The organism is Methylomonas subterranea, assembly GCF_024505185.1.
GTDB classification, from domain to species: Bacteria; Pseudomonadota; Gammaproteobacteria; order Methylococcales; family Methylomonadaceae; genus Methylomonas; species Methylomonas subterranea.
The window spans coordinates 62,493-75,859 of sequence record NZ_JANIBJ010000013.1 but is presented as its reverse complement, the minus strand read 5'-3'; the positions used below and the strand labels follow the sequence as shown (position 1 = coordinate 75,859).

Annotated in this window: 10 protein-coding genes; 6 read left to right on the top strand and 4 right to left on the bottom strand. The window is 53.0% G+C overall.

What is annotated here, in order from left to right; genetic code table 11:
- The first annotated feature begins 14 nt into the window (after positions 1 to 14).
- From NP590_RS08735 to NP590_RS08725, 3 genes are read left to right on the top strand one after another with little or no spacing between them, the layout of a single operon-like run.
- Complete coding sequence (locus NP590_RS08735; RefSeq protein WP_256601963.1) at positions 15 to 737, top strand: adenosylcobinamide-GDP ribazoletransferase; 723 nt, start codon at positions 15 to 17, stop codon at positions 735 to 737.
- Positions 734 to 1,378 (top strand): 5,6-dimethylbenzimidazole synthase, encoded by a 645-nt coding sequence (gene bluB, locus NP590_RS08730; RefSeq protein ID WP_256601962.1) that lies wholly within the window; start codon positions 734 to 736, stop codon positions 1,376 to 1,378. The genes NP590_RS08735 and bluB overlap by 4 nt, the downstream gene beginning before the upstream one ends.
- Positions 1,375 to 2,850 carry a cobyric acid synthase gene (locus NP590_RS08725; RefSeq protein WP_256601960.1) on the top strand — a complete coding sequence of 492 codons (1,476 nt, stop codon included), beginning with the start codon at positions 1,375 to 1,377 and terminating at the stop codon, positions 2,848 to 2,850. Before bluB ends, NP590_RS08725 begins: the two co-directional genes overlap by 4 nt.
- Positions 2,851 to 3,084: 234 nt before the next feature.
- On the opposite strand, the gene NP590_RS08720 is transcribed toward NP590_RS08725, so the two are convergent.
- From NP590_RS08720 to NP590_RS08710, 3 genes are all read right to left on the bottom strand, one after another.
- Positions 3,085 to 6,564, bottom strand: a complete 3,480-nt coding sequence (locus NP590_RS08720; protein ID WP_256601959.1) for an ABC transporter substrate-binding protein — start codon at positions 6,562 to 6,564, stop codon at positions 3,085 to 3,087.
- A 126-nt stretch (positions 6,565 to 6,690) separates the two neighbouring features.
- The gene (locus NP590_RS08715) at positions 6,691 to 7,323 is read right to left on the bottom strand and encodes a tetratricopeptide repeat protein (protein ID WP_256601958.1); all 633 of its coding nucleotides are present in this window, start codon (positions 7,321 to 7,323) and stop codon (positions 6,691 to 6,693) included.
- 117 nt (positions 7,324 to 7,440) lie between these two features.
- Entirely contained in the window at positions 7,441 to 7,914 is a 474-nt protein-coding gene (locus NP590_RS08710) for a CYTH domain-containing protein (protein ID WP_256601957.1), read from the bottom strand.
- Positions 7,915 to 8,485: 571 nt separating this feature from the next.
- Here NP590_RS08710 and NP590_RS08705 point away from each other — a divergent pair.
- The 3 genes from NP590_RS08705 to sodB all read left to right on the top strand — a co-directional run bounded on the left by NP590_RS08705 (position 8,486) and on the right by sodB (position 12,014).
- Entirely contained in the window at positions 8,486 to 9,949 is a 1,464-nt protein-coding gene (locus tag NP590_RS08705; protein ID WP_371927283.1) for an MBOAT family O-acyltransferase, read from the top strand.
- 27 nt (positions 9,950 to 9,976) lie between these two features.
- Complete coding sequence (locus tag NP590_RS08700; RefSeq protein ID WP_256601954.1) at positions 9,977 to 11,029, top strand: hypothetical protein; 1,053 nt, start codon at positions 9,977 to 9,979, stop codon at positions 11,027 to 11,029.
- A 403-nt stretch (positions 11,030 to 11,432) separates the two neighbouring features.
- Positions 11,433 to 12,014, top strand: coding sequence for a superoxide dismutase [Fe] (gene sodB / locus NP590_RS08695; protein ID WP_256601953.1), 582 nt, complete (start codon positions 11,433 to 11,435; stop codon positions 12,012 to 12,014).
- 84 nt (positions 12,015 to 12,098) lie between these two features.
- Here the strand turns inward: sodB and NP590_RS08690 are convergent, their stop codons facing one another.
- Complete coding sequence (locus NP590_RS08690) at positions 12,099 to 13,274, bottom strand: GGDEF domain-containing protein (RefSeq protein WP_256601951.1); 1,176 nt, start codon at positions 13,272 to 13,274, stop codon at positions 12,099 to 12,101.
- Positions 13,275 to 13,367: the final 93 nt, after the last annotated feature.

Sequence of the window (13,367 nt, the reverse complement as noted above, 5' to 3'; positions counted from 1 at the left end):
CAATTATTACAGCCATGGACTCTTTACTGATCGCCCTGCAATTTTTGACCCGAATCCCGGTCAATTACCAGCTTCCGGCCAACGATGCCGTGCTGGGCCGGTCGGTATTGTATTACCCCTTGGTGGGTTTTTTGATTGGTGTGTCGCTGAGTTTTCTGGCCCTGATCCTGTCGGGCGCGCCCGACATGGTGACCGCGGCCGTGGTATTGAGCGCCTGGGTTTTGCTGACCGGCGGTTTGCATCTGGACGGCTTGGCCGACTGCGCCGACGCCTGGGTTGGCGGTCTGGGCGACGAACAACGCAGCTTGCGGATCATGAAGGACCCGGCGGCCGGGCCGATCGCGGTGTTGGTGTTGTTGTTGGTCATGCTAGTGAAATTTACCGCGCTGTTCGTATTGATCCAGCAAAACGATTTGATCCCGTTAATGCTGGCCCCCTTGCTGGGACGCTGTGCAATTTTGTTGCTGATGCTTTCCATGCCGTACGTCAGTCCCGAAGGCATGGCGGAAAAGCTGTTGGCCAACCTGCCCTTTGGCGAAGCGCGCACGGTGGTGGTGATTTCATTGGCGTTTGCCGGCTTATTCATGGGTTGGGCCAATGTATTGCTGGCCTGCGGCCTGCTGCTCTGGGTGCGGTACGCCGCCCTGACCCGACTGGGCGGCGCCACCGGCGACGTTTACGGTGCGGCGGTGGAATTGATCGAGACCGCCGGATTGTTGGCCGTGATCCTGCTATGAACAGGCATCGCTTCAGTCCGGAGGAACGGTCCGGCGTTTACCGCGCCATCGCCGAACGCCGCGACATGCGGCATTTTTTGCCGGACCCGGTGGCGCCCGAATTACTGACGCGGATTCTGCGGGCCGCCCATCAAGCCGGCAGCGTCGGCTTGATGCAACCCTGGCGCTTCATCCGCATTACCGACTGTCAATTGCGCGGCCGGATTCATCAACTGGTGGAAAACGAACGCCGATTGACCGCCGAGGCTCTGCGGCAACGGCAGGACGAGTTCATGCGTTTGAAAGTGGAAGGCATCCGCGAATGCGGCGAATTGCTGGTGGTGGCGCTGCCCGATCAGCGCGAAAAACATATCTTTGGCCGCCGCACCCTGCCTGAAATGGATTTGGCCTCGGCCGCCTGCGCCATTCAAAACCTGTGGCTGGCGGCGCGCGCGGAAGGCCTGGGCATGGGCTGGGTATCCTTGTTCGATCCGGCCGAGCTGGCGGCATTATTGAACATGCCAGCCGGCAGCCGGCCCATCGCCATTTTATGCCTGGGCCACGTGGACGAGTTTTACCCCAAACCCATGCTGGAGCTGGAAAACTGGATTAGCCCGCAACCCTTGTCCGCCATGGTGTCGGAAAACGGCTGGGGCGTTTGATACCTAAAGCGCTGATGGTGCAGGGCACCACCTCCGACGCCGGCAAAAGCACGCTGGTAACCGCCCTGTGTCGGCATTATCGACGCCAGGGCGCGCGGGTGGCGCCCTTCAAGCCGCAAAACATGGCGCTCAACAGCGCGGTGACGGTCGACGGCGGCGAAATAGGCCGGGCTCAGGCGGTACAGGCCGCCGCCTGCGGCTTGCCTGCCCATAGCGACATGAATCCGGTGCTATTGAAACCCACCACGGATACCCGCGCCCAGGTCATCATTCACGGCCGGGTTCTGCAAAATCAGTCCGCCGGCGAGTACCACGATTATAAACAAGTCGCCAAACGGGCGGTGCTGGAATCCTGGCAACGCCTGACCGGGCAATACCAAACCGTGGTGGTCGAGGGTGCCGGCAGTCCGGCGGAAATCAACTTGCGGTCCGGCGATATCGCCAACATGGGTTTCGCCGAAGCCGTCAACTGCCCGGTGATATTGATTGCCGACATCGATCGCGGCGGCGTATTCGCGCATATCGTCGGCACCTTGGCCCTGCTGTCGGCATCCGAGCAAAATCGGGTCATCGGCTTCGTGATCAACCGCTTCAGGGGCGATATCGCTTTGCTGCAAGCCGGCCTGGACTGGCTGGAAGCCGAAACAGGCAAACCGGTGCTGGCGGTGTTGCCCTATTTGCACGACTTGTATCTGGAAGCGGAAGACGCCCTGTCCAGCCGGCATGCCCTTAACGAGGACGGGCAACCGTTTACCGTGGTGGTGCCGCACCTGCCCGGTTTCAGCAATCACACGGATTTCGACCCGCTGCAACTGCATCCCGGCGTGCTGGTGCGGTTCGAGAGGCGTCCCGATGCGCTACGGGGAGCGGATTTAATCGTGTTGCCCGGCAGCAAATCGGTGCACCGCGACTTGGCCCGCCTCAGGCAGCAGGGCTGGGAGGATTTTATCCGCAGGCATTTGCGCTACGGCGGCAAGTTGCTGGGCATTTGCGGCGGTTTTCAGATGTTGGGCCAAGCCATCCACGACCCGCTCGGTTTGGAAGGCGAGGCCGGCAGCGCGGCTGGCTTGGGCTTGCTGGACATGGAAACCACCTTGCGCGCGCAGAAATGCCTGCGCCGGGTCGACGGCGTGTTCGCCGAACAGGCCGTAGCGGTTGCCGGCTATGAAATTCATATGGGGACCAGCGGCGGTCCGGCGCTGAGACGGCCCTTGTTCACACTGGACGGCATCGATGACGGGGCCGTCTCGGCGGACGGTCAAATTGCCGGCAGTTATCTGCACGGACTGTTCGATCTGCCGGAAGCCTGCAATGCCCTGCTGGCCTGGGCCGGCTATCAACAACGGCGGGCAGTGGATTTCAATGCCATGCGCGAAGCCGGCATTGACCGGATCGCGGACAGTTGGGCCGCGCATTGCGATGAGGCCAAACTCGAGAAGGCGTTGGCGCGGTTTTATGCCGACTGTTGCTGACGGCCGCGGCGTGGAAGGTCCGCTAACGCTGATGAAGGTCGGGTTTCGCCCCGGCAAACGAAAGGCCGTCTGGCGGGAGGAAGCGTAGTCGCGATAATGGTCTGGCAAATTGCCACCAAGCCTCGCCGCCAGCATGACTTTCAGAGTATCAAATATCTCGTCCTTGACAAGGCGGGCGCTCGTCGGGCGATGCGGAATCACGCCAATTCCGGCAAGAATTTCATGCCGATATCCTCATTCGATTTCCGCCGGATGCTCGACATCCTCGGAGAGTATGCCCTGATCCAGCAAATCCGGATAAATCCGGTAACAATTGCGGCCGGCGCGCTTGGCTTGGTACATGGCTTGATCGGCGTGACGCAACAGCGTATAGGGAGCCACGTCGTCCAGCGGGTAGAGGGTAACCCCGCAACTGGCGCCTATCCAGATCGGATGCGCGGTCAAGGTAAACGGCTCGGCCAGGGCGGCGTGTATTCTATCCAGAGTATCCTCGCATTGCCGACGAGAGTGTAAATCCTGCAACAACAGGGCGAACTCGTCGCCGCCTAGCCGGCACACCGTATCGCACTCGCGCAGATTGCTTTTGATACGCTTGGCCACTTCAATCAACAGTTCATCTCCGACGGCATGGCCGAAGGTATCGTTTACCGGTTTGAAGCCGTCCAGGTCCAGATAGCATATCGCCAGTAAGCCGCCGGAACGTTTGGTGTGGGCGATGGCCTGATTGAAGCGGTCCGAGAACAGGGTCCGATTCGGCAGACCGGTTAATGGGTCGAAGTGTGCCATGTGTTCCAGCAATTCCTGTTGCTGCTTTCTCTCGGTGATATCCGAAAACAGGCCGATATAGTTGATGACCGCGCCGCTTTCGTCTCGCAGGGCGGAGATGGTCAACAGTTGCGCGTAGACTTCGTCATTTTTATGTCGATTCCAGATTTCCCCCCGCCAATGCCCGGTGTGCGCCAATTCCTCCCACATGGCGCTATAAAATTCGGCGGTCTGCCTGGCGGATTTCAGCAGACTGGGTTTCTTGCCGATTAATTCGTCGCGGCTGTACCCGGTCAACTCGGTAAAAGCCGCATTGATATCCAGGATAACCGCCTCGGCATCGGTAATCATGATGCCTTCGTGGGCGTCGGAGAATACCCGGGCCGATAATTTGAGCTTTTCCTCGGCGCGCTTGCGTTCGCTGATGTCCTGCACGATGCCCAGCATGCGCACAGGTTTGCCGTTATCATCGCGTTCCACCTGCCCGATCGAGCGCATCCAGCACTGATTGCCGCTGACCTTGATGCGGTATTCCACATCGTATTTGGCGCCGTATTTAAGGTGTTTGCGCAAGGCGTCGACCACTAGCGGTCTATCCTGTTTGTAGATGGTGGCTAGAAAATGCGCCCATTTCGGTTTTTCGGCTTTGGGAAAGCCCAGGCCGTTGGTGACGATCTCGGACCAGATTTGCCGGTTGTTTACCAAATCGAATTCCCAGGTGGCTACTCCACCGTAGCATTGGCTGACCCGCAAACGTTCTTCGCTGGATTTTAAGGCCAGTTCGTCCTGCTTTCGCCGACTGATGTCCTGCAGAAGCACCACGAAACGATTGCGTCCGGCTCGATAACCGTCGACCGCCAACCAGCGCTGTGTAGTCTGGCAATGTATTTCGAAATGAGCGGGTTCGTGCCGGGATTCAATCGCGACAAACTGCCTGAGGCATTCGCCGAACAGGGGTGACGCCAAGCGACTGGCGCGTTGGCCCGTGTATTGAGCGGCCTTGATGCCCATGATGGCTTCGAAGGCGGGGTTTATCATGACATAACGGAAATCCACGATACGTCCGCTGGTATCGCGTAGCGTCTCGTGCAGCGCAAAACCCAGCGACATATTGCGATATAACATGGCAAGATCGGCTTCGCTACGGCGGCGGGCCCTGATTTCCCGGCGCAATCTGAATACCCAGTAACTGAAAACGAGCAAGATCAGCAGGCTTATGCCGGCGTATTTTCGCAGGGTTTCCATGCCGATGCCAGAACTGATCGTTAACCCCAGCCAGCGGTTGATAAGACTTTCCCGTTGAATTGGCGGAATGGAGGCTAGCGCTTTTTGCAGAATGCCAGACAACTCGGGGTGAGCCTTACCGACGGCAAACTGCAGCTGATTTTGATAGCCGCTTTGGCCGGCAAAACGCAGGCCGACAAATCCCTGCTGCCTGATGACAAAACTGGCGGAAGCGGCGTCGCCGATGTAGGCATCCACCGCGCCACGCTCAAGCAATGCCAACGCCTCTGCCACGGAATCAGTGGCAATGGTGTTGATAGCGGGATATTGAGCGCTCAACAGTTCCTGGATGAAATATCCCTTTACCACTGAAACCGTCCGGCCGGCCAGCAAATGCAAGGAACCGACGTAACCTAGCCTGTCGTCGCCGATGATGATGGCGGGCGCGCCGACATAGGGTGGACTAAAATCCAGGTATTGCCGTCGCTGCGGCGTTTCCGATATGGCGGCTATCATATCCAGTTCGCCCCGCTCTGCAAGCGCCAGAATTTGCTCTCGGGACTTGTCCCCGACAAGTTCGAATTTTACGCCCAGTTTTTTCTCGATTAGCCCCAGCAGTTCGGCCACCATGCCGACGTAATTACCATGCCCGTCTATCCATTCGTAAGGCGGGAAATCACGGTCTATGCCCAGCCGAATATTGGGGTGGCGGCTCAACCAGTTTTGCTCCGGTATCGATAAATCGATGCTTGGGCCGTTGCTGTAAATAAAGCCCGCCAATTGCTCATCCGATAATGTGGGAGCCAGTTTCAGGTTGGCATAGGTTTCCGCAACCCGGCGCAGGCGCTTGGCATCGATTTGTCCCAACGGCACCATGTCCGGCATGATCAGCTTGCGGGTTTCCGCGGCTTCGAAACGCAATTGTTCCTCTGTCAGGCGGCTATGATACTGATCAATTATCAGCCGGATGATTTCGTCGGGATGATCCAACGCGTATTGCCAGCCTTTCAGCGAAGCGCGTCTGAATCGATCCGCTCGGCCGGGGTGTTGCAGCAGTTCTCTTTGGCTGGTAAACAGCAAGTCGCCGTAAAAATCGATGCCGTAGCTTTGCGGGTTGATGATGTTGACGTCTATGCCGTGTTGTTGAAACTGCAGCGGCTTGTCGGTTATGTAGCCCGACATCGCATCCACCTTGTCTTGCATCAGGTCTTCAATGTCGAATGTCTCGGCAACCAATATGTAACGGTTTTCATCCAGGCCGGCTTCCGCCAGCAGGGCGCGAACAGGTGCATTATTTTCGCCGACGGCATCGTACATGATCCGTTTGCCGGCCATTTCATAGGGGCTGATGATGCCGGAGGACTGTTTGCTGAATAACACTAGGGCATCGTGTTGAAAAACCGCCGCCAATGCTACCAGGGCTTCTCCCTTGGCGTAATGCGCAATGATGCCGGAATCTCCCACGCCGTATTCGATTTTATGGTCCAGAATTAGGCGGATGTAATCCTGGTCGGGGCGGCGTTCATGTATTTCCACATCCAGGCCTTCCGCGGCGTAATAACCTTGCGCCTTGGCCGCGTAATAACCGGCAAACTGAAATTGATGAAAATATTTGAGCTGCAGATTTACGCGCTCGAGGGCTTGGTCGTTGGCTTTAGCCGCCGGCAGGAGGGGAACGGACAATAATGAGAGCGCCGTCAGAAAAAAACAGAGTTTGTTGGTCATCAATGCCCGTCGAATATTGCATATTCAGGTTGGCTTCATCGACATGCATTTTACAGACAACTGGCGCGGGTGTCGGGGACGATTTCAGTTGAATGAAAATGGCGTCCGACCGATCGAAAGGGGCAATCAGTCGGCGTTAACCGCGGCAGTGGTAAACAGGGACTGAAATCTGTTTTTGCCGGTATTGGATTTGCGCTGTTGTGCGTGAGCCAGGGCCAGCTTGGCTTCATTTTGCAACTGTGTATCGGCGAAAACCTGTTGCGTTCTGACTGGGGCTTGGCTGGCTTTATGGAAAAACGCTTCCGCCTCCGCCGCCCTATCCTGGCGCAGCAGGAAATCGGCATAAAAATAGTTGGCGTCTATGCCGTTCGGATTGATTTGTAGGCTGGCTTTCAGCAGTTGTTCCGCCATCTCGTCGTCGCCGAACGAAACCGGCCAGCCCGGCACCATATAATATAAAGTTCCCAAGGTGACATAGGCGGCTCCATCCAGGGCATTCGGGTCGATGCGGATGGCTTGCTCCAGTAGTCTTTTGGCTTTTTCCAGGGTGGAAAGCGCCGTCAACGACGATTCAAAAGCGGCATTGGTGGACATGATGGTGGCTTGCCAAATTTTGGGTTCGGCGGCGTTGGGATAGCGATGCACCAGTTCCTTGGCTTTTTCCAACAGCTCAGGGTAAGCCTGTCTTTGTTGCGCCTCATCGTTTTGATAATACGCGGCCGCCCAGGCGCTTTCCAGATGGGCGATAGACGTATTCATATCCGACGCCAGCAAGCGCGCGCTAAAAAGTAACAAAAAAACAACAACAGTGGCTCTATTCATACATAAAATATAGAGCATTGTTGCTTGCTTTTCAATATGCGTCTTAAATTATTGTTATTTATTCCAATTCTTATAGGGGTTTTGGCCGAGATTGTTGTTGTAGTAGCGCAAATCATCCGTCACTTCCGCGCCGAGCCAAGCCGGTTTTGCAAAGGATTCGCCAATTTGCGACAACTCCACTTCGGCGACAATCAAGCCGGCGTTATCTCCCATAAATTCGTCGATTTCCCAAACGTGTCCCCGGTAATGTACGAAATGGCGCATTTTTTCGATCAGCGGTTTTCGGCACAAATCGTCCAGGATGGTATTGGCGTCGCTTAACGGGATTTCGTACTCGAACTCCTGTCTGGACGTGCCCACTGTGGCGCTTTTGATGTTCAGCCAGGCATGGCTGTCGGAAATACGCACCCGCACCGAATTCAACGCACTGCCGCCGAGATAGCCTTGTTTATAATGCACGCTATGCTCGACTTCGTCGCGCCAGCTGTTGTTAGTCAGCAGGAACTTATGCTCCACCTCTAAAGCCATGGGTTTTTCTCCGTTTGGTAGTGATTTTGGACAATTCCTGATTATCGCCCGACAAACATGACGACTGCACCCATTTCGCAAGTTCATTGCACAAAAATCGGCTGGGCGTAACCATGTTTTGGCTTCACCATTCGCCCTGTCAAATCGGCGCTGGTTGTTGGCGGCAACTAGCTTGCGGCTTTATTTGCAGCGCCACTCCGCATGCAAGTGGAATCGTATCGAATATCTGTTGTGGGAAAGGAATATGAATGACCGCGCTTGTATACGCTTATGCTGAGCGAGTGATCAGATTGTTAGTGAAATTGGAGGTAAATTATGGCTGAAATATACATTAACTTTTCCTGCGACCTGACAGTCCCTGGCTCGGGCTTGATGTTTTTGACTCCATTGAGATATAATTGAAAGCGGTTCTCAATACGACAAATGATATTCCAAAAATCATACTTATCCTTACATTAATCCGCACAATCCAGCTCGGAACTGCATGCTGTTTAACTCTGTAATTTTCATTTTCTTATATTTGCCCATAATAGTTTCCGGCTTTTATCTTATTGGCAAGTACAGCCATAAAATGGCTATTTCGTGGCTGGCAATTGCGTCTCTTTTTTTCTATGGCTGGTGGGATGCGCATTTCGTCGGCTTGTTGCTGGGTTCAATCGCATTTAATTATGTCGCCGGCAGCTCTATAGCCAGAAATTACCGGAATAAAAATCGGGCAAAATGGCTGACTATATTTGCCGTATCCATGAATTTGCTATTATTGGGGTATTTTAAATACGCCAACTTCTTTCTGGAAAACCTAGGTAATATTTTGGGCTGGCAGTATTCCTTGAGCGAAATAATACTGCCACTGGGCATCTCATTTTTTACCTTTACTCAAATTGCTTTCCTATTGGACGCCTACCAGAATAAAGTAAAAGAATACAGCTTTATTCACTACACGTTATTCGTGACGTATTTCCCGCATCTCATTGCCGGCCCCATCCTGCATCACAAGGAAATGATGTCTCAGTTCGATCAAGAGCATGTTTGCAAGATCGATTGGTCCAATATGGCGGTGGGTTTAAGCATTTTCGTGTTGGGTCTGGCCAAGAAGGAGTTGCTGGCCGACGAATTGGCGGAATATGCCATGCCGTTTTTTGACGGCGTCAAGGCTGGCGTCCAACCCATGTTGATAGACGCCTGGATAGGCGCCCTTGCTTATACCTTCCAATTGTATTTTGACTTTTCGGGCTATTGCGACATGGCGATAGGTTTGTCGCTGCTTTTCAACGTCCGCATGCCGCTGAATTTCAACTCGCCTTATAAAGCCACCAGCATAATTGACTTCTGGCGCAGATGGCATATGACGTTATCGCGCTTCTTACGCGATTATTTATATATCCCGTTGGGAGGCAGTCGCTGTGGAGCCTTTCAACAATTTAGAAACCTGATGATCACCATGCTTCTGGGAGGGCTCTGGCACGGCGCGGGCTGGACTTTCATTTTTTGGGGTGGCCTGCACGGGTTTTATTTGGTGACGAACCACGCTTGGCGAAGCGTAAAACAAAAACTAAATTGGAGCGATGGCGGCGGATTTGGGAATTTTTTTGCTTGGCTGTTAACATTTCTATCCGTGCTTGTCAGTTGGGTGTTTTTTCGCGCCGACAGCATGTCATCAGCATTCAACGTTCTTCGCGGTTTGATAGGCATGAACGGAATTTCACTGTCGGCAAAAACCCTGGACTCCAAATTCGGCCAATTTTTACATGCACATTATGACTGGATCGTGTTTAACAAGGATCACGTCATGACAAAACCCATTCATGTCATCGAACTGGTCTTGGTATGTTTAATTGTTTGGTTTCTACCCAATGTCACGCAATTTGCGGGAAGAGTCAAGCCGGTTATCGACGCATACGAGTCATACGGTAACCAGCGGCAGTGGCTGTTCTGGCGACCTTCCTGGATATATTTACTGGCATTGATGATTATCTTTCTTAGCGCAGTCGACAACATTTACAAACCCTCGCCATTTCTTTACTTTCAGTTCTGAGTTGGTGTCGGTGAAATTAAGCCGCAAATGATCAAGCATCCTTTTATTATAAGCACCAAAACATATAGCCAGATTCTCATCGGCTTTTGTGTCCTGATAACCATTGTTTTTTGGGGCATGTCCATCTACCTTGACCCCATAGAGGGCGACTTGACAAGAATTGGCGGGCTCTCCGAGAACAGTTTCGGCTGGACAAAGAGCCAGCCTGCCCTGGCAGCTGAGTTGTTGAATAACTCCCCTCTGGCGGATGCAGATGTGGCGGTGATAGGGGATTCATTTTCCGCCACTTTCGTCTGGCAAACCAGGCTGGTGCAGGCGGGATACAAAGTCAATACCGCCTATAATGTTGACGTACCCTGGTGTAGCGATTTGGGAGATTTATTGCGTCAATCGGGTTTTACTGGAAAATATGTCGTCATTGAAGCCGTCGAGCGCTTGTTTCAGCATAATCTGAATAATCAATGCCAAAAAAGCCCGACATACAAAACTTTGAATATTGGTTTATCGGCTGTACCGCCCGTTAACAGGGAAATAAAACATTCGCTTCTGGATTCGGGAACGAATTTTGGCGTGGGTTGGAATCTGAAAGCCTTTTTTTATGACCTTTTTCTTTACGCGAAGTCGAAAAGCCCAACACCGGAGCTGATTTCCATAGACAAAGTAAGACTATATAATTTGGGCGACTGCCGGTTATTCAGTAACAAACTTTGCCAACTCGGCCTATTTTGGAGCGAGGACTTTGCAACGGAATCATTCAGATCATTGGACAGAGTTTTGGAAATCAATAAAAACTTTGAAAAAAACGGCATACAAGCAATCTGGGTGGTGGTTCCCGATAAATCCACTGTGTATATGGATTATGGCGCCTTCCGCAAGAATCCGTATGTCAACATCTGGAATGAACTCGGTAAACACCCGGAATTGAATGCTCTGAATTATGCCGAAATGTTTAAGCGGCAAGCCCAAATTACCCAGGATTTTTACTTGCCTAACAATTCTCACGTTGGTACGGTGGGATATCTGTTTCTCGGCGACACAATTTTGAAAACATTGCAGCATTTGTCGGATCCGAGACCATAACTTGGCCAAAAATGGTTGTTGCATACAGCTTTGGCTGCTGAAATCGAGCGCGAGCGCTGACATTCCGGATTTTTCCGCCATCCTCCAAAACAGCTTGGTATTTACATGCATATCCACGCGCTGGCTTTCAAAGACAGCTCTCCGCTTTGTCCGGCGAACCAAATCGCACCCAGGTCTGAAATCGACTTCTAATACCCTTCAGCGGAAGGAGATTTATAACTTTAAATTTTTATAGGCCTGCTGTTTCAGAGTCATCCGCGCTTAAGGAAAAAAACTGATAACCAGTAGAATCGGCAAGATATCGCCACACCGCTTAATTCTTTATTATAATGCTGGGTTATTAGTGTTATGGTCTTAGCCCCAGGCGCTAACTCATGCTGTTCATTCACTCTGGAGAATAAAGATGACTTTCGAATTACCCGCATTACCCTACGCAAATGACGCATTGGCACCGCACATTTCCGCCGAAACCATCGAGTACCACTACGGCAAACATCACCAAACCTATGTCACCAACCTGAACAATCTGGTTCCCGGCACCGAGTTTGAAGGCCTGTCTCTGGAAGATATCGTGAAAAAATCCTCCGGCGGTATTTTCAACAATGCCGCGCAAGTTTGGAACCATACGTTCTACTGGAACTGCCTGTCTCCGAACGGCGGCGGCGCGCCTACCGGCGGATTGGCCAACGCTATCGAAAGAACTTTCGGTTCATTCGACGAATTCAAGGAAGCATTCAGCAAATGCGCGGTGACCACGTTCGGCTCCGGCTGGGCATGGCTGGTGAAAAATGCCAATGGCACCCTGGAACTGGTCAGTACCAGCAATGCGGGTTGTCCATTGACCGCCGGCCAAACCCCTATTTTGACTTGCGACGTTTGGGAACACGCCTATTACATTGATTTCCGCAACGCGCGTCCGAAATATCTGGAAGCTTTTTGGTCCCTGGTTAACTGGGAGTTTGCCAGCGCGAACTACGAAGCCTGATAAATTATAAAATTTTAATGGGCCGGCATGATGCATGTCATGCCGGCCTTTTTTTATCTCTGATTATTGGGGGGCTATAAGCATTTAAGCGTCGACACTGTTTGAATGCCTGCTTACCCGATTTCGGCCGGCCAGTTTGGCTTGGTACATGGCCTTGTCGGCGGCAACCAACAGGGAGACGAAATTCAGACCAGCGTGGGTAGAATCGGCAATACCGATACTGACCGTGCTGCGCAGCATCTCACCGCAATATTCGATTTCACTGCCGGCAAAGACTTGTCTTAAACGCTCCGCCAAGGTCCAGGCATCGCGCTCTACACTGGCGGGTAACAAAATACAAAACTCTTCTCCGCCGTAACGGGCCAGATAATCGCCGGTACGAATGGATTTTTGCGCGACCGCGGTCAAGTGTCTAAGAACCTCATCGCCCACCATATGCCCATAACGGTCATTGATGGTCTTGAAGTGGTCCACATCTATCATCATGACCGCAAGGGTTTCACCGCTACGAACGTACCGGGCCAGCAGTCGGCTAGCTTCCAGTTCCAGGCTGCGCCTGTTCATCACCCCGGTCAGGGCATCGGTTGATGCCAGTCGCTGATGATCCGCGCTCAAACGGTAATTCAACATCAACACAAAGCCGAAAACTATCGCCATTTGCGCCATGCCGCCGATGAAAAAAGAGATGGGATTAAGCGGGATTTGCGTATAAAGCCCGTAAGTATTGTCGGGTGACAAAAAAATCACCACCGCCCTGAACAGGAACATAGCCGCAAGCACCGAGAAAGAGGCTCCGGTGAACCAATAGGCGGTCCGCAAGGGTTGCTCCATTCTAATGAATAGCTCGTGAGCGCAGATTGCGTTGATCAGAAAAAACAGCAATGAATTGGCTATCACCCGCGCATGGATATCGGGGTGCAAGACCACGAACCAACTATTGACCGCAAACGCCGCCCCGGCCACCAGCCAAGGAAGGTAAGCATTGCAGTACCCGGTCTTGAAAAGCCGAGTGCCGTAATATTGAAAACCGGTTCCCGCTAGCGCCAACGTGGCGCCCAAAACCAAAATCCACGGATTAGCCGGAGGGCCCAACTGTGTGTATGAAAACGCCAAGCCCAGTCCAAGCAATAAACTGCCTGTCGCCCATTGCCGAACGCCGCGGATACTGCCCGCATGTAAACCGGCGAGCGCCAGTAAGCCGGAAAATAGCAGGCTCAGCGCCGCTATCATCACCATCATTGTGCGGAGGTCGAGATTCATGGGTTGGAAATTAACGGGCGGGAATGTAAGGGTGGGCTTGGTTTGCCTAGTAATTCTACGCCTTATCAGACGCATGACCGGAAATTTCAGAGT